The organism is Corynebacterium pseudogenitalium (genome assembly GCF_024453815.1).
GTDB classification, from domain to species: domain Bacteria; phylum Actinomycetota; class Actinomycetes; order Mycobacteriales; family Mycobacteriaceae; genus Corynebacterium; species Corynebacterium pseudogenitalium.
Window position 1 is genome coordinate 165594 of the sequence record NZ_CP072934.1, and the last position, 20125, is coordinate 185718.

Sequence of the window (20125 nt, forward strand, 5' to 3'; positions counted from 1 at the left end):
TAGGACACCAAGACATTGAACACCCCGTTGAAAGAACTAGATGCTGAGCAGCTTGCAAGCCTGGCTGCTGAGTTGCGTGAGCAGTACAAGCAGCTGGAGGAGACCAACATGGCGTTGGATCTCACGAGGGGGAAGCCCTCGGCGCGCCAGTTGGACTTGGCGGACGATCTGTTGGCACTGCCGGGTGTGGGGAATCACCGTGATGCGTCGGGTGTGGACGTGCGTAATTACGGCGGCCTGACGGGCATTTTGCAGTTGCGTGAGTTGTGGGCCGAGGCGCTCGGTATTGACCCGAAGCTGTTGGTGGCGGGAGACTCGTCGTCGCTAAATATTATGTTTGACCTGGTGTCCTGGGCGTACACGTTTGGGACGAATGATTCGCCGCGGCCGTGGGCGGATGAGCAGCGCGAGCACGCGATTAAGTGGCTGTGCCCAGTGCCCGGCTATGACCGCCACTTCACGATTACGGAGCGCTTCGGCTTCGAAATGATCACTGTCCCGCTGCTTGAGGACGGTCCCGACATGGACGTCGTGGAGGAGCTGGTGAAGGACCCTGCTGTGAAGGGCATGTGGTGCGTGCCGGTGTTCTCTAACCCGACGGGCGCGGTGTACTCGCAGGCGACTATCGAGCGCCTGGCGGCGATGGAAACCGCCGCGCCGGACTTCCGCATCGTGTGGGATAACGCGTACGCGGTGCACACGCTGACAGATACGTTCCCGGTGAACGTGGATGTGCTGGAGGTGTCGGCGAAGGCGGGGCACCCGAATCGTTTCTGGTACATGTCGTCGACGTCGAAGATTACGCACGCGGGCTCGGGTGTGGCGTTCTTTGCTTCCTCGCAGGAGAACCTGGAGTGGTATGAGTCGATCGCGAATGTGCGAGGCATCGGTCCGAACAAGGTGAACCAGTTGGCGCACGCGATGTACTTCAAGGACGCGAATGGTGTGCGTGAGGTAATGCGGAAGCATGCTGAGTCGCTGGCGCCGAAGTTTGAGGCTGTGCTTGAGGTGCTGGAGAACCGGCTCGGGGGCACGGGCGTGGCGACCTGGTCGAAGCCGAGGGGCGGCTACTTCATCTCCCTGGACGTGATGGACGGGACCGCGACTCGCGTGTGGGAGTTGGCGAAGCAGGCCGGCATTAGCCTGACGAAGGCGGGGTCGGCGTTCCCGAAGGGGGAGGACCCGAACGACCGCAATATTCGCCTAGCGCCGTCGATGCCGCCACTGGAGGATGTCACGCGGGCGATGGACGGCGTGGCCACGTGCGTGTTGCTCGCGGCGGTGGAGAAGCTCGGCGCATGACGGGCGACGACCTCGCTGCCTGGCTGGCCTCGGTGTTTCCGGGGATGCAGCTTTCGCTTGTCGACGCCCGCGCCGTCGCCACCGCGGAACTGAACGGTGCGAACGTGGCGGTTACCGCCGGGTTCAGCGGTACTGACATGGGGCTGGTGGCGCTTGATGATGGCGGCCCCGAAGTTGTGTGCGAGGTGATGGCGGTGGGGGACGTCGACAAGCAGGTGCTTGCTGAGGCCGTCGTGGACGCGACCCGCGAGCTTGAGCGCCTTGGAGTGCCGGGGCAGCCTGGCGTGCTGCTCGAGGGGCTGCTGGCGGACGCGCCGGGCACCGTGCGGCATGGGCTACTGCGGGAGCCGGAGGTTTTCGCGCAGGGCACCCCGCTGGTGCGAGAACCGGGCCGGATTACGCTGCTTCTGGAGCTGATTGCGCTCACCGATGAGGAGTTCGGGATCGCCTCCGAGCAGGGCTATCCGGTGCTGGAGCGGCGTCTTCGCAGGCGTGGTGTGGATGTGAAAGATTGGTGCCGGGAAGAGGGCTGATCGTCTACACTTGGCGCCGTGGCTCTGTACCGGAAATATCGTCCTGCAACGTTTGGTGAGCTGGTTGGGCAAGACCAGGTGACTGTGCCGTTATCGAACGCTCTCGACAACGGGCGCATCAGCCATGCGTACCTGTTTTCGGGGCCGCGGGGGTGTGGCAAGACGTCCTCGGCGCGCATCCTGGCGCGCTCGTTGAACTGCGTTGAGGGGCCGACATCCACTCCGTGTGGCAAGTGCGCGTCCTGCGTGTCGCTGGCGCCTGGTGGCACCGGGAACCTGGACGTGATGGAGCTCGACGCCGCCTCCCACGGCGGTGTCGACGACATGCGTGAGCTGCGCGAACGCGCCATGTTCGCGCCTGCGGAGTCCCGCTACCGCGTCTTCATCATCGACGAGGCGCACATGATTTCACCCTCCGGCAACAACGCCCTGCTCAAGATTGTGGAGGAGCCGCCAGAGCACCTCATCTTCATCTTTGCGACGACCGAGCCGGAGAAGATCCTCGGCACGATTCGCTCGCGTACCCACAACTACCCGTTCCGCCTGCTGACCCCGCAGGCGATGCGCCACCTGCTGGAAAACATCGTTGCGGAGGAGGGCGCGTTCGTCGACGAGAACGTGTACCCGCTGGTCATCCGCGCTGGCGGCGGTTCGCCGCGCGACACGCTGTCGGTGTTGGATCAGCTGTTGGCGGGCGCCGGTCCGGACGGCCTGACCTACGAGATGGCGCTGCCGCTGCTCGGGGTCACGGACCTCACGCTTCTCGACGCCGCCGTCGACTCACTCGCAACCAAGGACGCCGCGGCGATGTTCCACACCATCGACAAGGTGATTGAGTCCGGCCACGAGCCGCGCCGTTTCGCCCTCGACCTGCTGGACCGGCTGCGTGACCTGCTGCTCATCGTCACCGTGCCGGATGCCTTCGGCGAAGGGCTTGTCGACGCCCCCGTCGACCGCGCCGAAATACTCCGCGCCGAAGCGCAGCAGTTCCACCCGTCGACGCTGGCGGCGCTCGCGACCGAGGTCAACGATCGGATCGGCGACCTCCGCGGCGCGACGTCCCCGCGCCTGTTGTTGGAAGTGATGATGGCGCACCTGCTCACGATGGGCGACCGCCCGGCGGTCTCCTCGGCTACCGCAGCTGCACCGGCGCCTGCTGTGCCTGCGCAGGCGGCCCAGCCTGCCCAGCCGGCCCCGTCGCAGGGTGGGGGAGCCGCGGCCGCTGCGGCTGCTGCGGCCAGGATCGCGGAGCGCCGAAAGGCGCAGAGCGCGCCAAAGCCTGAGCCCAAGCCCGAGCCTGCAGCGAAGCCTGAGCCCAAGCCCGAGCCGAAGCCTGAACCGAAGCCGGTGCCGCAGCCACCCGCGGAACCCGCAACGCCACCGAAGCCGGAACCAACCCCGGCACCGAAGCCGACACCAGAACCGGCGCCTGCACCTGCGGAGGACCTCCTCGAGCGCGTGCAGCGTGACTGGATGAAGCTGCGCCAAGCTGTGGGCAAGCGCAACCAGGTCGCCGAAATCATGCTTGCCGAGGCAAAACCGCTCTCCCTCGACAACGAAGACGGCCAGCCCACGCTGCTCATCGGACACAACACGGGTGCCCTCGCGGAGCGCCTCAACGCCGACAACAACAACGCGGACATCGTCGCGGTGTTCTCCGAAGCGCTTGGCACCAAGGTGGCCGTGCGCTGTGTGGTGGGCACGAAAGGGGCGAAGGGGGCGTCGAAAAGTGAAGCAACCCCAAAACCCGCAGCGCAGCAGCCCACTGACTGGCGGGCGATAGCGAAAGCCGCCGGGCAACGCAGCGCGCAACAGGAGCGCCGCGAGCACGAAGAAGTCCCGCCGCCGCCCGAACCATTCCACGAAGACGCCGGATGGGAACCGCCACCGCCGCCGCCCGAGCCCTACAGCCAAGAGGACGAAGAGCGCGACATGGTCGACCAGGCCGAGGCCGAGTCGGCGACCTTCGACCGTCGTGACGCCACCGAAGTTGCCATGGACCTGCTTGCCAGCGAACTTGGAGCCAAGCCCTTGTAAGCATTCAGGAACCACCGGGTACACTGGTGAGCAAATTAGACAAAATCACTGACACGAAAGGGTGTTACGCACCATGACCCAGCCAAATATGCCTCAGGACATGCAGGAACTCATCCGCCAGGCAGCCGAGGTGCAGCAGGCGCTGCAGCAGGCACAGCAGGAGCTGCTCAGCACCACCGTCACCGGCACCGCTGGCGGCGGCCTGGTCACCGTCGTCATGACCGGTGGCGCAGAGATCACCGACCTGCAGATCAAGCCGGAGGCTGTTGACGCCGACGACGTCGAGACGCTGCAGGACCTCATCCTCGCCGCATACCGCGACGCCCACAACAAGGCCGGCGAGCTGGCACAGGAGAAGATCGGCCCACTGACCGGCGGCGCAATGCCACAGGAGGCTCCTGGTGGTCAGCAGCCTGCACCTGGTGAGATTCCGTTCGGCGGCATCATCTAAACCCACCCGCTTGAACGCCTGGCACTTCGCCAGGCGTTTTGTGTTGTAAAGGACCCCCATGTTCGAAGGACCGCTCCAAGACCTTATCGACGAGCTCTCGCGCCTCCCCGGCGTCGGACCCAAGTCTGCGCAACGGATCGCCTTCCACCTCCTCCAAACCGAGCCCGAAGATATCGACCGACTCCGCGCCGCCCTCGCCGGCGTCCGCGACGGCGTGACGTTCTGCCGCATCTGCAACAACGTCTCCCGCGAAGCGGTCTGCCGCATCTGCGCCGACTCCGGCCGCAAAAAAGACCTCATCTGCGTCGTCGAAGACGCCAAAGATATCCAGGTCATCGAGCGGACCGGTGAGTTCAACGGCCGCTACCACGTGCTCGGTGGGGCACTGGACCCACTTGCGAACGTGGGCCCCAAGGACCTCGCCGTCACGCCCCTGCTGAAGCGCATCGGCGGCGTCCTTCCCGACCTCGACGGCGACGACGCCCCCCAAATCACCGAAGTCATCCTCGCCACCGACCCCGACACCGAAGGCGAAGCCACCGCCTCCTACCTGGCCCGCCTGCTCAAGGACTTCCCAGATCTGACCGTCTCCCGCCTGGCCTCCGGCATGCCGCTCGGCGGCGACCTCGAGTTCGTCGACGAGCTCACCCTCTCCCGCGCGCTCTCCGGGCGGCTCACGTTGTAGGAGGTGCTGTGCACCAAATTCCCTCACTGACCCTAGGTGGCAGGCTGGTTGTGGGCCAGAACCCGAAGGAGGTCCGCACCCATGTCCCCACACGATATTCCCCCGCTGATCCCCAAGCCACCAGAGAAGGATTGGGCCGATTACAACACCAACCCCGACCCCGGCAGGACTCGTAAACGTCGGCGTGCAAGCATGCTTTCTGCACGCGATGTGCTGGCGTTGCCGACTGTCACCCTTGCACCCGGTGCCACGCTTTCCGATAGTGAGTTGGTCATGCCGGATGCTGCGGCAGTCGTGTTTATCCCCAACACTGAATGCTCATGTACGGTAAAGAAGCAAGCAACCGAAAACAATAGATAGACCGCCAGCACTACACTATTCCGAACCAAAGACCAAAAGATAAGCATTTTGAGAAAATCTAAACTTTTGGATTTTCCTACAATGCCGACTACGGCGGAATCCCTCCCACTCCTTATATATTTCTTTCTGTATACATTGAATTTGTATTTAGTAAAATGCAGACAACACCACGGATCGGCTTTTGGCTGGACAATTCCAACCAAACACCGCAGCAGACAGTAGAAACCATTCTGAACGTTAGGAAGCCGGTATGATTGTTACATATAAGGGGAAGAAAAATTTCTTTTAGATACTTGTTTTCCTAAAACTGATGTGATATAATAATTCAATTCCAGAAAAGGAGTAAAAAATATGCGGCAAGGTATTCTTAAATAAAACTATAATCAAATAGTGGGAACAAAGGATTATGATAGTCCCTTTTGTAGGGGCTTAGTTTTTTGTACCCAATTTAAGAATACTTTTGCCTTATCAATTTTGACATATCCCCAAAAACAGCACTCACAAACAGGTGTATGCTGTATATGTGTATGTCCGCAAATTATCATCCCCAGTGGTAAAAGTATTTTACTGCTGGGGATTTTTATGCCCTTCGGGGCAGTAAAGGGAGGACAATCACATGAAAATAATCAATATTGGAATTCTTGCCCATGTAGACGCTGGAAAGACGACCTTGACGGAGAGCCTGCTATATGCCAGCGGAGCCATTTCAGAACCGGGGAGCGTCGAAAAAGGGACAACGAGGACGGACACCATGTTTTTGGAGCGGCAGCGTGGGATTACCATTCAAGCGGCAGTCACTTCCTTCCAGTGGCACAGATGTAAAGTCAACATTGTGGATACGCCCGGCCACATGGATTTTTTGGCGGAGGTGTACCGCTCTTTGGCTGTTTTAGATGGGGCCATCTTGGTGATCTCCGCTAAAGATGGCGTGCAGGCCCAGACCCGTATTCTGTTCCATGCCCTGCGGAAAATGAACATTCCCACCGTTATCTTTATCAACAAGATCGACCAGGCTGGCGTTGATTTGCAGAGCGTGGTTCAGTCTGTTCGGGATAAGCTCTCCGCCGATATTATCATCAAGCAGACGGTGTCGCTGTCCCCGGAAATAGTCCTGGAGGAAAATACCGACATAGAAGCATGGGATGCGGTCATCGAAAATAACGATAAATTATTGGAAAAGTATATCGCAGGAGAACCAATCAGCCGGGAAAAACTTGTGCGGGAGGAACAGCGGCGGGTTCAAGACGCCTCCCTGTTCCCGGTCTATTATGGCAGCGCCAAAAAGGGCCTTGGCATTCAACCGTTGATGGATGCGGTGACAGGGCTGTTCCAACCGATTGGGGAACAGGGGAGCGCCGCCCTATGCGGCAGCGTTTTCAAGGTGGAGTATACAGATTGCGGCCAGCGGCGTGTCTATCTACGGCTATACAGCGGAACGCTGCGCCTGCGGGATACGGTGGCCCTGGCCGGGAGAGAAAAGCTGAAAATCACAGAGATGCGTATTCCATCCAAAGGGGAAATTGTTCGGACAGACACCGCTTATCCGGGTGAAATTGTTATCCTTCCCAGCGACAGCGTGAGGTTAAACGATGTATTAGGGGACCCAACCCGGCTCCCTCGTAAAAGGTGGCGTGAGGACCCCCTCCCCATGCTGCGGACGTCGATTGCGCCGAAAACGGCAGCGCAAAGAGAACGGCTGCTGGACGCTCTTACGCAACTTGCGGATACTGACCCGCTTTTGCGCTGCGAGGTGGATTCCATCACCCATGAGATCATTCTTTCTTTTTTGGGCCGGGTGCAGTTGGAGGTTGTTTCCGCTTTGCTGTCGGAAAAATACAAGCTTGAAACAGTGGTAAAGGAACCCACCGTCATTTATATGGAGCGGCCGCTCAAAGCAGCCAGCCACACCATCCATATCGAGGTGCCGCCCAACCCGTTTTGGGCATCCATCGGACTGTCTGTTACACCACTCCCGCTTGGCTCCGGTGTACAATACGAGAGCCGGGTTTCGCTGGGATACTTGAACCAGAGTTTTCAAAACGCTGTCAGGGATGGTATCCGTTACGGGCTGGAGCAGGGCTTGTTCGGCTGGAACGTAACGGACTGTAAGATTTGCTTTGAATACGGGCTTTATTACAGTCCGGTCAGCACGCCGGCGGACTTCCGCTCATTGGCCCCGATTGTATTGGAACAGGCATTGAAGGAATCAGGGACGCAACTGCTGGAACCTTATCTCTCCTTCACCCTCTATGCGCCCCGGGAATATCTTTCCAGGGCTTATCATGATGCACCGAAATACTGTGCCACCATCGAAACGGTCCAGGTAAAAAAGGATGAAGTTGTCTTTACTGGCGAGATTCCCGCCCGCTGTATACAGGCATACCGTACTGATCTGGCCTTTTACACCAACGGGCAGAGCGTATGCCTTACAGAACTGAAAGGGTATCAGGCCGCTGTCGGCAAGCCAGTCATCCAGCCCCGCCGTCCAAACAGCCGCCTGGACAAGGTGCGCTATATGTTTCAGAAGATAATGTAACGTCTTGCGCAATGCAAGCGTTCATTGCTGGCTATTGCGAAATATCATTGATAACCCTAGGTGGCAGGCGCTGAGGCGTTTCCCCAGGTCGCGAAAATCCAATGAGGGAATTTGGTGTCACCCCAACCGGGCCGAGTGCCAAAGGACGCAACCGCTTATTTGCGACCTGGGCTTTTCCCGAGTTCCTCGGAACGAATTGCGTCCTTTGGCACTGGCTCCTAGAGCGCTAGCGGCAACCTACCTGAGGCGCTCCTTGCGCAGCTGGTCCACCTCGGGCAACGCGAGTGGGGTGAGTTCCTGGGCGTGGATGCCGAGGGCGCGGGCGAGGAGGAGGTCGGCAAGTTCGGGGTTGCGGGCCAGGGCGGGGCCGTGCATGTAGGTGGCGATGACACTGCCCTGCACAACGCCCTCAACGCCAGCCCGAGAACCGTTGTTGCCCACGCCGCGTTTCACCTGGCCGAGTGGGGAGGCGTCGGGGCCGAGGGTGGTGCCGCCCATGTGGTTTTCGAATCCGGTGAGGGGGGCGGAGAGGCCGTCGAGAAGTGGGTGGGATTGGACTTCCCCGATGGCGCGCTCCGACATGGGGGAGGTGCGGACGTCGAGGACGCCGATGCCGGCGACTTCCTCGCCGTGGGCGGTGAAGCTGTGGCCGAGGACCTGCATGCCGGCGCAGACGGCGAAGACGGGGCGGCCGGCGTCGATGGCGCGCTGCAGGCCGGGGGATGCTTGCAGGCGGGAGGCCGCAATGATTTGGGCGGAGTCCTCGCCGCCGCCGAGGGTGTAGATGTCGCAGTCGGAGGGGATGTCCTCGGTGAGGGGGATGGGTCGGATGTGGGTGTCGATGCCTCGCATGCGGGCGCGTTGGCGCAGGACGAGTGCGTTGCCGTCGTCGCCGTAGGTGCCGAGTACGTCGGGCAGCAGCAGGCCGATGGTCAAAGTGTTAGTCACGGTCCAGCTCCTTGTGTAGGTCCTTTTTGAGGTCGCGGAAGGCGGTGTAGTTGGCCAGCACTTCGACGCGGCCGGGTGGGCAGGCGCGGATGGCGTCGACGCAGTTGTGGATCAGTTCGTGTTCGATGTCGGCGTAGAGCAGGCGCACGGCGAGGTCGGTGCCGCGTTCGCCGGCGGCTTTGACGGCGATGCCGTGGAAGTCTTCGAACTTGACGTCCCAGAGCCAGGAGAGGTCTTCGCCGTCGGCGACTTGGCCGTTGACGGCGATGACGAGGCCGTCGGCGGTGCGGTCCACCATGGAGAGGGCCTCTTGCCAGCCTGCCGGGTTCTTGGCCAGCAGGAGGCGGACTTCGTGGTCGCCGAAGTGGATGGTGGAGTAGCGCCCGGCGACGTCTTGGACGTCGGCGACGGCGGCGAGCGCGGAGGCGAGTGGTACACCGAAGACGTCGACGGCGCAGGCTACGGCCTGTGCGGCGTTGCCGCGGTTGGCCCGCCCGGGTAGCGCCAGGTCAAGCGTGACGACGCCCCCATCCGGGCAGCGCAGGCCGTCGTCGGTGACGGCGTAGGTGGGGGTAGGGCGTCGAAACTCGGAGCCATCGGGGAGGGGCTCGACGGCGTACCAGTCGTCCTCGGTGCGTACGACGTGGCCGCCGCTGCGGGGGTTGGTGACGGAGTCTCCGAGCCAGCCGGCGCCCGCGGAAACCCAGATGACGTTGGGGTGGTCCCAGGCGACGGAGGTCATCAGCACGTCGTCGCAGTTAGCGATGACAGTGGCCTCCGGGTGGGCGTTGACGGCGCCGCGGAGGGCGCGCTCGATCTTGTTGATCTCACCGACGCGGTCCAGCTGGTCGCGCGACAGGTTGAGCAGCACGAACGCCTTCGGCTGCAGCCGGTCGGCGATGTGGGGGACGTGCAGCTCGTCGACCTCGAGCGCGATCGTGGAGGCGTCCTTGCCCGCCATGAGCGCGGAGATGATGCCGGCGTCCATGTTGTCGCCGCCGTCGTTGGTGGCCACGGTCCTGGTGGAGCGCAGCGCCGCCACCAGCATCTTTGTGGTGGTGGACTTGCCGTTCGTGCCCGTCACCAGCACGGCCGGGCGCCCCTTGGACAGGCCTGCCATGATGTTCGGGTCGATCGCGTTGGCAACGAGCCCGCCGATCATGCCGCCGGCGCCGCGGCCGGTGGCGCGCGACGCGAACGTGGCGGCCTTCGCGGCGGCCAGCGCAACAGAGGTACGCAGTTGTGAGAGCATGCCTCTACGTTAGTCGCGCGCTACGGCCTGGAGAAACTCCTGCGCGCTGAGCACCGGGATGTTTTTGCGGTGCGCGTGCATCGCTTTGCCACGCAGTTCTGCGCCGCGGGAGGGGGCGTCGGATACTACGAGGGATGCGGTGCGTGTGAGCTTTTCTTGGTAGTTCAGCCCGGCGTCGAGCGCGGCCTGGATGAGCTCGTCGGGGTCGACGGCGACGTCGTCGGAGATGGAGATCTCCATGCCTGGCTTGAGGCCCGCACCCGTGTAGACGCCCGGATTATCGACGTCCCCTTCGCGCTTATGCGCGTCCACCCGCAGTGCGGAGCGCTGCAGGCCGAAGCGGTCCGCCTTGAGGTCCTCCGGGTCAATGCTGGTCAGCGTGCCGTTTTCGCGCAGCTGCAGGTACACCGCGACGAGCTTCAGTGTGGCCGCCCGGGAGAGTTCCTCCTCGGGGACGCTGGCGCGCTCGACGGTGGCGGTGGCCGGTTCGGAGAGCACACCGACTTGGTTGGCCACGGCGTTGAGTCGCTCGTCGATGAGGATGTGGCCCTGGCGGCGTGCGCTGCCGAGGATGTCCACGATTGCTTCGGGGCGCGGGATGTGGCCGACGCGCTGGCGGCGCCGGTTGTGCTTCCGCGCGCGTTGGCGGTTGGCGCGGGCGGCGGCGTTCATGGCGCGGCGCGACTCGGAGACGAGGTACCCCCACTCCGTGGGGCTGTCGAGCACGATGAGGGTGCGGCCGTCGATAAGCTTGTTGAGTGCCTTGAGGTGCCGCGCGAACCGTGGCGCCTGAGCGAAGTCGCTCTTCTCCAGGTTGTGCAGGTGGCGTGGGCCGGCGTCTTTGACCGGGTTGAATACGGCGTGGAAGTCCTCGCCGACCTCGCCGTTTTCGTCGAACGTGACCGCATCGAGGGTGAGCAAACGCCCCGTAGAGGGGTGGATGCTTGTCGAAAGGGCGCTTACCGCGACGAACGGAAAGAGCTCGTGGTCAGGTGTTGTCATCACTCTGATAGTAGCTATGGCCACTGCACGCGGTGTAATGGCCCGCCGAGCGGCGTGTCCGACTGGATCTGCAGGCCGCCGAAATTGTACTGGTAGTCGGGGGCAGGCGCTGGTGCAGGGGCCGGCGCGGGCTGTTCCTGCACGGGAGCGGGCTGCTGCACAGGCGCTGGTGCAGGCGCAGGGGCGGGCACGGGCGCAGGGTCTGGAGCCTGCCACACCGGGGCCGGCTGTGCTGGCACCTGGTACGCCGGTTCCTGTTGCGCCGGGGCTGGCGTCGAAGCCGGCGCAGACGCGGGCTCCGAAGAAGGCGGCGTGGTCTCCTCAGTGGTCTGTTCCGTCGACCGCTTCGAAGGTTCCGGTTTCTGGCCGGACTTGCTCGGGGAGTGCGCAGGCTCCGTCATGTACGTGGAAACTGTGTCCGGCGAGCCGCTCCACTGCTCGCTGAACGCCACCGAGCCGATCAGTGCGATCAGCAGCGCGCCGATGACAGCGGCTACCCAGCGCATGGGGTGGATCGGCTGGTTCTTCTTCGGCTGCGCCTCCGGGGCCTTCTCGTCCGCCGGGGTCTCCACGGCGGGGAACTCCTCCGAATCAGCCTTCGCTGCGGCGGACTTGGCCACCGCGTCGGCGCTGTCTTCCAGCTCCTCTGGGCGTACCACGGGGATCACGGTGGTCGCCGACATCGCCGAGGTATCCGGGTGGCGCGGGTGGACCTGCACCGGCGGAATCGGGGAGAGGGGCGGAAGCACGTCCGGGGCGAGTGGGCCAACGGTCACGCTCAACGACGGCTTGCCACCCAGCGGCGCGAGGTAGCCGTGAGCTACCGCCAGCAGGCCACGCTCGCTGAGGGACTGCAGCGTCGGCAGCAGCGCGGTGGCCACTGGCCCCACCAGGGTGCCGACGGCCCGATCCCCAATCGCGACCTGCACAGTATCTTCGGCGGCATCCTCAGTGGCGCTCAGCGTGAGCAGGTAATGCTTCCGGTCCAGCACCGAAACTTCCTGGGCTTCCTGCGCGTCCGGGAGGAAGGAGACGTCGTAGGTGCGGGTGTCGTCGAGAAACACCCAGGGCTCGGTCGGGGGCTGGTTGGTGGGGATGCACAGGCCGGGGCGTGGCAGGCGAAGGACGGTTTGCAGGGAGCCGTCCGCGAGGCGGGTGGCGCGCACCGTGACCTGCGGGATCATCGAGGCTTCCACGATCCAGGACAGCTCCGCGTACTCGCGCGCGTCCGAGGCGCTCATGCTGCCGAGCACTGAGTCCTGGAAGTGAATGTCGAACCCGCCGCCCTCAGCGCGCGGGATAAGCAGCGCCGCGAGGTCCGCAACGTCCGTATCGGCGGAATCGAGCAGGTGAATGATGTGCTCTTGCTCCGCCTCGTGCACCGGGATGTTGCGAACAGCACCAAGCCCGTGGTCTGGAACCACGTATGTTGTTGCCATTTCGCCCTGCCTTACCCGGTGCTGCCTCGCCAGTAGATAAATCTCCGAGCAATGAGTATAAGGCGCGCACCTGGGTAAACGCATGTCGACCTGTGGAGGCGTGTGACACGTCACGGTCGTACGCAGCGCGGATTCTTATACGCTGAGAGAGGCGTAAGAGAAGCGAGCGCGCTTTATCACTCGCATCTCAGTCCGCCAGGCAGAACGACCCCCCTAACGGGGGTGGTGTTACGCGACCGTCGAACGGTTCACCGCGGACACGATGGCCTGCATCGACGCCAACGTCGTCGATCCTGCCACGCCAGCGCCCCACGCACACTTGCCGTCGACATCCGCGTAGATGTAGCAGGCCGCGTCGGCGTCGTCACCCGCGGAGCGGGCGCGCTGCGAGTAGTCCTGCACCTCGACGTTGATGCCGATGTGCTCCAGAGCGTTCGCGAACGCCGCGATCGGGCCGTTACCGACACCCGTGACTTCGTGGTCCTGGCCGTTGTAGGTCACGCGCGCGCGGATCCCGGTCGTCGTGGCGTCCTTGCCTTCCTCATCCGACGTGCGGAAGGAGTGCAGCTCCAGTGGCGAATCTGGATCCAGGTAGGTCGTGGCGAAGATGTCCCACATGTTCTTCGAGTTGACCTCGCCGCCTTCGTTGTCGGTGATGTTCTGCACCACCGCGGAGAACTCCGGCTGCATCGCCTTCGGCATATCGATGCCGTGGTCCGTCTTCATGATGTAGGCAACGCCACCCTTGCCGGACTGGGAGTTGACGCGGATGACAGCCTCGTAGTCGCGGCCCACATCCTTCGGGTCGATCGGCAGGTACGGGACCTCCCAGACCGTCTCGCGCAGCTCTTCCCACTGCACCTCGGTGGAGTTTGCGCCTGGGCGCACCTTGCTCGCCAGTGCGTCCAGGCCTTTATTAATAGCGTCCTGGTGCGAGCCGGAGAACGCCGTGAAGACCAGGTCGCCGCCGTATGGGTGGCGCTCGGGGACGCGCAGCTGGTTGCAGTACTCCACGACGTCGCGGATGCGCTGGATATCAGAGAAGTCGATCTGCGGGTCGACGCCCTGCGTCAGCATGTTCAGGCCCAGTGTGACCAGGTCGACGTTGCCGGTGCGTTCACCGTTGCCGAACAGGCAGCCTTCGATGCGGTCCGCGCCCGCCATGTAGCCCAGCTCGGCCGCGGCGATGCCTTCGCCGCGGTCGTTGTGGGGGTGCAGCGACAGGATGATGGAGTCGCGGCGCTGCAGGTTGCGGTGCATCCACTCCACCGAGTCCGCATACACATTTGGGGTAATCATTTCGACGGTCGCCGGCAGGTTGATGATCATCGGCTGCTCAGGGGTCGCGTCCATGATCTCGACGACGGCGTCGCACACCTCAGCCGCAAAGTCCAGCTCAGTGCCGGTGAAGGACTCCGGCGAGTACTGCCAGCGCCAGTTCGTGTCCGGGTAATCCTTCGCGATGCCCTTGATCAGCTCCGCCGCGTCCGTCGCCAGTTTCTTGATCGCCGGGCGGTCTTTCCGGAACACCACTTCGCGCTGCAGCTTCGACGTCGAGTTGTAGAAGTGCACGATCACGTTCTTCGCGCCCGAGCAAGCCTCGAACGTGCGACGAATCAGGTGCTCACGGGCCTGTACCAGCACCTGGATGGTGACGTCATCCGGGATCATGTCCTGCTCGATGATCTCGCGCACAAAGTTGAAGTCAGTCTGCGAGGCGGACGGGAAGCCCACCTCGATCTCCTTGTAACCCATCTCCACCAGCAGGTTGAACATGCGGCGCTTGCGCTCCGGGTTCATCGGGTCAATCAGGGCCTGGTTGCCGTCGCGCAGGTCCACCGCGCACCACTGTGGCGCGTGCGTGATGGTGGCGTCTGGCCAGGTGCGATCCGGCAGGCGGATAGGCTCTACCTCCTGCGCAAACGGCAGGTAGCGGTGCGCTGGCATCTTCGATGGCTGCTGCTTATTCCAGGCTGGTTGGGTGGTCATTGTGGCTGTTCTCCTTCGTGGCGAGTTTCACGGTCGGCGTGCACAAACTCCGCGACGGGCGCCAACCGTGTTACAACGAGGCCTGTATCCCGCCGCGGCAGATTAGGAGCAGCAGCTGATGTGACATGCGCCAAAGCATACACGGTTTGCGCCTATCCCACTTGAATACTGACCCGTGTGAGCATCGCCGCGCTGGCCAGCATCATAATTATCGACGCCACCATCGCCACCCAACCCCCAACACTGGACACGGCGAAGTTCTCCCCAAGCAGCACGATGCCCAAGGTGAGCGCCACCAGCGGCTCAACAACCTTCATGGCCGGCAGCGTGGTGGCCAGCTTGCTGGCGCCGAACGCGAACTGCTGCACTGCCGTGCCCAGCACCGCGCAGGCCAGCATGGCCCAGAACTGCCACGACTCCACAAGTCCAACGACTCCGCCGTGTACGTAGGCGTCCACAGCCACCTTGGAAAACACCGCCAGGTAGCCGAAGATCGCGCCGCACAGGATGCCGTAGGCCAGCGCCTGCGTAGCGGCGCCACGGGTACGGGCGAACGCGACCGTCCCGACCATCCAGGCCAGCCCAACCCCGATTGCCAGCACCCAGCCGACCATTCCCGGCGGGGCGGTGCCCGGCACCGGGCGGCCCACCAGGATCACCACCGCAACGAAAATGGTCAGCAGCGTCGCCCACGCCGTGCCCTGCGGCGACATTGTGCGGTGCTCCACGCGCGCCGAAAGTAGCAGCGTGAACATCAGTGACAGCACCAGAATCGGCTGGACTACCAGCAGGGATCCGAACGCCAGCGCCAGCGCCTGAAATCCGTACGCGGCCAGCGCAAGGGCGAGCGATGCCCACCAGGCGGGGCGTCGCAAAGAAGAAAGCGGTGAGGGATTGACCTCCGTTGTGGAGCGGCCGGCGCGCAAGATGCGGTGGCGCCACACCGTCCCCACCGCGATGAGCAGCGCAGACGTGAGCGCAAAGCTAATCGCAAGGAAGTCGTTCTGCATGGTCAACGATAATACTAATTTTCTGTGCCATGTCGCCCCATAGTCGTTTTTGGGACGCTATTCTTATAGTGCGGATTTTCACGCGACAGTTTTTACACCGATGGAAGGTTCTACCATGGCATTGATCGTGCAGAAATACGGGGGCTCGTCCCTCGAAAGCGCCGACCGCATACGCGCGGTTGCTGAACGCATCGTTGCCACTAAGAAGCAGGGGCACGATGTCGTGGTGGTGTGTTCCGCAATGGGCGACACCACCGACGAGCTGCTGGATCTCGCCGCCCGCGTCAACCCAACGCCGCCAGCCCGCGAGATGGACATGCTGCTCACCGCAGGCGAGCGCATCTCGAACTCGCTGGTCGCGATGGCGGTCGCATCCTTCGGCGCTGATGTGCAGTCCTTCACCGGCTCGCAGGCGGGCGTCATCACCACCGAGCGCCACGGCAACGCCCGCATTATTGAGGTGACGCCGGGCCGCGTCCAAGAAGCTATCGACGCCGGCCGCATCGCCATCGTCGCCGGCTTCCAGGGCGTCAACCGTGACACCAAGGACGTCACCACCCTCGGCCGCGGCGGGTCCGACACCACCGCCGTCGCCCTCGCCGCCGCCCTCGGCGCCGACGAGTGCGAAATCTACTCGGACGTCGACGGCGTCTACACCGCCGACCCACGCATCGTCCACGATGCCCGCAAACTCGACAAGCTCTGCTTCGAAGAGATGCTTGAGCTCGCCGCGTCCGGCTCGAAAATCCTTGTGCTGCGCAGTGTGGAATATGCGCGCGCATTCAACGTACCCATGCGGGTGCGTTCGTCATACAGCAACGATCCCGGCACCCTCGTCGCCGGAGCATTGGAGGATATCCCCATGGAAGAAGCAGTACTGTCCGGCGTTGCCACCGACGCCTCCGAAGCGAAAATCACCATCCTCGGCGTCAAGGACCTGCCAGGGGAGGCCGCCAAGGTGTTCCGCGTCCTCGCCGACAACGAGATCAACATCGACATGGTGCTGCAGAACATCTCCAGCCTCCACAACCTGACCACCGACATCACCTTCACCCTCCCAATTGCCGACGGCCCCCGCGCCATGGAACTGCTCAAGGCCCTCCAGGCGAAAGAAGGCTGGGACAACATCACCTACAACGACCAGATCGGCAAGGTGTCCCTCATCGGTGCGGGCATGAAGACCCACCCGGGCGTCACTGCCGACTTCACCGAAGCACTTCGCGACGCCGGCGTGAACATCGACATGATCACCACCTCCGAAATCCGCATCACCGCCGTGGTGCGCGAAATCGACCTCGAGGAAGCCACCCGCGCTATCCACGACAAGTTCGAACTCGGCGGCGACGAACCAGCCATCGTCTACGCTGGCACCGGACGCTAAGAAAGGACACACTTCATGACCACCATCGCAGTAGTAGGTGCAACCGGCCAGGTCGGCCGCGTCATGCGCGAAATCCTCGCCGAACGAGACTTCCCAGCGGACAAAGTGCGCTTCTTCGCATCACCACGCTCCGCGGGCAAGAACCTCGAATACCGCGGCCAGGACGTCGTCGTCGAAGACCTCACCCAGGTCACCGAAGACTCCGTCGCCGACGTCGACATCGCCCTCTTCTCCGCAGGCGGCGGCACCTCCAAGCAGTGGGCCCCAGTCTTCGCAGCCGCCGGCGCCACCGTCGTAGACAACTCCTCCGCGTGGCGCAAGGACGACGACGTCCCCCTCATCGTCTCCGAGGTCAACCCCGACGAAGCCAAGGCGCCAGCCAAGGGCATCATCGCGAACCCGAACTGCACCACCATGGCAATCATGCCCGTGGCCAAGGCACTCCACGACGCCGCCGGCCTTCACACCATGCGCGTAGCCTCCTACCAGGCTGTTTCCGGCTCCGGCCTCGCCGGTGTGCAGGCGCTTGCAAACCAGGTCGCCGAAATCGGCGAGCGCAACACCGAACTCGCCCTCGACGGCTCCCTCCTCCAGCCCGAGGAGCTCGGCCCATACGTCGCACCCATCGCCTTCAACGCGCTGCCACTCGCCGGCAACCTCGTCGACGACGGCACCGAAGAAACCGACGAAGAACAGAAACTCCGCAACGAATCGCGCAAGATTCTCTCCATCCCCGACCTGCGCGTCTCGGGCACCTGCGTCCGCGTCCCAGTGTTCACCGGGCACACCATGGTCGTCCACGCCGAGTTTGAGAAGGAAATCACCCCTGACCAGGCTCGCGCCGTCCTGGAGGCCGCGCCGGGCGTCTCCGTCGTCGACGTACCGACCCCTCTCGCCGCCGCCGGCAAGGACGATTCCCTCGTCGGTCGCATCCGCCAGGACCAGGCCGTCGACGGCAACCGCGGCCTCGTGTTCGTCGTCTCCGGCGACAACCTGCGCAAGGGCGCCGCACTGAACACGATTCAGATCGCGGAGCTGCTTGTGAAGTAGCTTTTCTGGCTTCTTGAGGGCGCTTGAGGGCGCTTGAGGCGGTCCCCTGGGGTTTGCTCCCTGGCGGGGCCGCTTTTCTGCTGGGGCAGGCCGGTCCGCGACCAGGGAAATGCCCCAATACTTTCCTGGATCCAGGGTTTGAGGTGTGGTTGCTAGGTAGCAGTGCCAATGGACGCACTGGAAAACACCTAGCACATTGCTGACCTGCAGTGTTGAATGGCTGCACCAAAACCGGTTGCGTCCTTTGGCACTGGCCTCTCTGGGTGCACACCAAATTCGCCCATGCAGAATCAACGACCTGGGGAAACGCTCAGGGCTGCTCCTGAAAGCGGGAATTTGGTGTCGGACCGGGTGGTGGGGACACCACATTCCATCAAGTACTGCCTACGACCTGGGGAAACGTTCCGACTCCTCTCCGGAAAAACAGGAATTTGGTGCGCTCACCCTTGTATGAGCCAAAGAAAAAGTGCCAAAGCACGCATCTTGCGTCCCTTGGCACTTGGCTGGGCAGGATTATTTAGCCTGGCTCTCAGCCTCTTCCGTCTCGAGGACTTCTTCCGCTTCGAGGGCCTGCTCGGCCTCTTCGATCATGGCTTCCTTGAAGTCCTTATTTTCCATGACGGACTTCTCGGTAATCTTGTCCAGCTCGCGCTGGTCGCGGCGGGTGAACTTCACGCGCGGATCGAGTTTGTCCTTCATGAGCTCGAGGGCGCGGCGTCGCAGGCTGCCTTCGTGGCGCAGGGTTTCCGAGCCGCGGATGCGGGCTGATGTGACCACGACGATGAGTACGAGGCCCAGGTAGCCCAGGATCGGGTAGACGAACGAGATCAAGTCCTTGAAGCCGACGAAGGACAGGACGAACCCGATCAGGCACGCGGAGATGTAGATGACGCGGAACTTCTGCTGGCGACCGCGTGCCAGGCGCTTGCCCAGGGCGTAAAACATGCCCAGTGAGGTGGCGAAAATCATGCCGAAGATCACGAACGTCATGATGAGGCCGAGTGTTGGGTTGATGTTGTTGATGAGGGTGAGCATCGGCATGTCGTGGCCGTTGACGTCGCTGATGCTGACCATGAGGCCCATGCCGAGCAGGAGCAGCATCGCGAGGTAGGCAATACCGCCGAAGAGGCCGCCGAGGCCGGTTTCGCGCGGGTCGAGGTAGTTGCCGCCGATGACGACCGCCATGGACACAACGCAGATGAAGTTCAGGCCGGTGTAGTTCAGTGCGGCGATCCACCAGTTTGGCAGCTCGGTTGCGACGTCCTGGGCTGCGATGTTGATGCTATCCCAGTCTGGCTGCGCGTTGACGATGGTCCAGGTGCAGCCGCCGATCACGAAGATCAGGAGGAATGGGGTGAGGATGCCGATCGCGCCGGTCACCTTATTGACGTCCAGCATGCCAACACCGAGCACCATTGCCAGCATGATGACGGCGCCGATCCAGACCGGGATGCCGAACTGCTGGTTCAGGTTCGCGCCCGCACCTGCGAACATGATGAACCCGATGGAGAACAGCGTGATGATGGTCGAGATGTCGAGCACCCAGCCCATGACCTTGCCCGTGATGTTGCCGAGCACTTCCATGTGTTCAGTCGCCTGGAAGTAGGAGCCAAGCTGGAGGATGGAGATACCGCCGACCAGCATCAGGGCCGAGCTCAAGAGTGCTCCCCAAATGCCTTGCGTGCCGAAGGCTACAAAGTACTGCATCGCTTCCTGCCCGGACGCAAACCCGGCGCCGACAACGATGCCGATGAAGGCAAAGGAGATCGCTATTGCGTTTCGAATCATAAAAGGCAGTGTAGTTGATGGGTTGGGCCTGGTCGGTGAATTCGGAACCTTTTTGGTTTGGTTCCAGGTGGATCATTCGTCCGTGTTGGCGCGCTGCGCTGCGTCCCTTTTGCGTTTGAATGCGAAGACGTCGTCGGCGTAGAGGCGCCGGTGCGCCCCGACTTTGTGGCCGGCTAATTGGCCGGTGTCGATCAGCTTCACGACGTGAGGTCTGGACACGTGGAGGAGGTCCGCCGCCTGCTGGGTGGTGAGCTCTTTTTGTACCGGAACAATTTCAACCGGCCTGCCCTCCGCCTCGTTGGCGAGCACTTCGCGTAGTGCAGAGGCAGCGGATCGTGGAATGCGTATCGGCTGCTGGGACC

Annotated in this window: 17 protein-coding genes; 9 read left to right on the plus strand and 8 right to left on the minus strand. The window is 62.8% G+C overall.

Annotated features, from left to right (window positions below):
• The first annotated feature begins 15 nt into the window (after positions 1–15).
• The 7 genes from KBP54_RS00720 to tet(W) all read left to right on the plus strand — a co-directional run bounded on the left by KBP54_RS00720 (position 16) and on the right by tet(W) (position 7904).
• Positions 16–1302 carry an aspartate aminotransferase type Ic gene (locus KBP54_RS00720; protein WP_256005973.1) on the plus strand — a complete coding sequence of 429 codons (1287 nt, stop codon included), beginning with the start codon at positions 16–18 and terminating at the stop codon, positions 1300–1302.
• A complete protein-coding gene (locus KBP54_RS00725) occupies positions 1299–1835 on the plus strand; it encodes a hypothetical protein (RefSeq protein ID WP_071573457.1) in 537 nt (178 codons plus the stop codon). The genes KBP54_RS00720 and KBP54_RS00725 overlap by 4 nt, the downstream gene beginning before the upstream one ends.
• Before the next feature lie 18 nt (positions 1836–1853).
• On the plus strand, positions 1854–3872 hold the full coding sequence (locus tag KBP54_RS00730) for a DNA polymerase III subunit gamma and tau (protein ID WP_256005974.1): 2019 nt from the start codon (positions 1854–1856) through the stop codon (positions 3870–3872).
• 73 nt (positions 3873–3945) lie between these two features.
• Complete coding sequence (locus tag KBP54_RS00735; protein ID WP_070363280.1) at positions 3946–4323, plus strand: YbaB/EbfC family nucleoid-associated protein; 378 nt, start codon at positions 3946–3948, stop codon at positions 4321–4323.
• Between the two features lie 58 nt (positions 4324–4381).
• Positions 4382–5008 (plus strand): recombination mediator RecR, encoded by a 627-nt coding sequence (recR, locus tag KBP54_RS00740; protein WP_070363279.1) that lies wholly within the window; start codon positions 4382–4384, stop codon positions 5006–5008.
• An 81-nt stretch (positions 5009–5089) separates the two neighbouring features.
• Positions 5090–5368 carry a hypothetical protein gene (locus tag KBP54_RS00745; protein WP_005391230.1) on the plus strand — a complete coding sequence of 93 codons (279 nt, stop codon included), beginning with the start codon at positions 5090–5092 and terminating at the stop codon, positions 5366–5368.
• A gap of 616 nt (positions 5369–5984) precedes the next feature.
• On the plus strand, positions 5985–7904 hold the full coding sequence (gene tet(W) / locus KBP54_RS00750) for a tetracycline resistance ribosomal protection protein Tet(W) (RefSeq protein ID WP_000691721.1): 1920 nt from the start codon (positions 5985–5987) through the stop codon (positions 7902–7904).
• A 237-nt stretch (positions 7905–8141) separates the two neighbouring features.
• Here the strand turns inward: tet(W) and KBP54_RS00755 are convergent, their stop codons facing one another.
• The 6 genes from KBP54_RS00755 to KBP54_RS00780 all read right to left on the minus strand — a co-directional run bounded on the left by KBP54_RS00755 (position 8142) and on the right by KBP54_RS00780 (position 15544).
• Positions 8142–8852: a type 1 glutamine amidotransferase gene (locus KBP54_RS00755; protein WP_256005978.1), complete on the minus strand. Its 711-nt coding sequence runs from the start codon at positions 8850–8852 to the stop codon at positions 8142–8144.
• The gene (locus KBP54_RS00760) at positions 8845–10104 is read right to left on the minus strand and encodes a Mur ligase family protein (RefSeq protein WP_256005979.1); all 1260 of its coding nucleotides are present in this window, start codon (positions 10102–10104) and stop codon (positions 8845–8847) included. The genes KBP54_RS00755 and KBP54_RS00760 overlap by 8 nt, the downstream gene beginning before the upstream one ends.
• A 9-nt stretch (positions 10105–10113) precedes the next feature.
• Positions 10114–11106, minus strand: a complete 993-nt coding sequence (locus tag KBP54_RS00765; RefSeq protein ID WP_256005981.1) for a DNA polymerase III subunit epsilon — start codon at positions 11104–11106, stop codon at positions 10114–10116.
• 14 nt (positions 11107–11120) lie between these two features.
• Positions 11121–12545 carry a hypothetical protein gene (locus KBP54_RS00770; protein WP_256005982.1) on the minus strand — a complete coding sequence of 475 codons (1425 nt, stop codon included), beginning with the start codon at positions 12543–12545 and terminating at the stop codon, positions 11121–11123.
• 228 nt (positions 12546–12773) lie between these two features.
• A complete protein-coding gene (leuA, locus tag KBP54_RS00775) occupies positions 12774–14534 on the minus strand; it encodes a 2-isopropylmalate synthase (protein ID WP_256005985.1) in 1761 nt (586 codons plus the stop codon).
• A 152-nt stretch (positions 14535–14686) separates the two neighbouring features.
• Positions 14687–15544, minus strand: coding sequence for a DMT family transporter (locus KBP54_RS00780; RefSeq protein ID WP_070363273.1), 858 nt, complete (start codon positions 15542–15544; stop codon positions 14687–14689).
• A gap of 115 nt (positions 15545–15659) precedes the next feature.
• Here KBP54_RS00780 and KBP54_RS00785 point away from each other — a divergent pair, with 115 nt between their 5' ends.
• Positions 15660–16925, plus strand: a complete 1266-nt coding sequence (locus KBP54_RS00785) for an aspartate kinase (RefSeq protein WP_070363272.1) — start codon at positions 15660–15662, stop codon at positions 16923–16925.
• A 15-nt stretch (positions 16926–16940) separates the two neighbouring features.
• Positions 16941–17975, plus strand: coding sequence for an aspartate-semialdehyde dehydrogenase (locus KBP54_RS00790; protein WP_256005987.1), 1035 nt, complete (start codon positions 16941–16943; stop codon positions 17973–17975).
• A 513-nt stretch (positions 17976–18488) separates the two neighbouring features.
• Here KBP54_RS00790 and KBP54_RS00795 read toward each other — a convergent pair.
• Both KBP54_RS00795 and KBP54_RS00800 read right to left on the minus strand, forming a co-directional pair.
• Positions 18489–19763 (minus strand): YkvI family membrane protein, encoded by a 1275-nt coding sequence (locus KBP54_RS00795; protein WP_256005988.1) that lies wholly within the window; start codon positions 19761–19763, stop codon positions 18489–18491.
• A 72-nt stretch (positions 19764–19835) separates the two neighbouring features.
• On the minus strand, positions 19836–20072 hold the full coding sequence (locus KBP54_RS00800; RefSeq protein ID WP_256000666.1) for a helix-turn-helix domain-containing protein: 237 nt from the start codon (positions 20070–20072) through the stop codon (positions 19836–19838).
• Between the last annotated feature and the right edge of the window lie 53 nt (positions 20073–20125).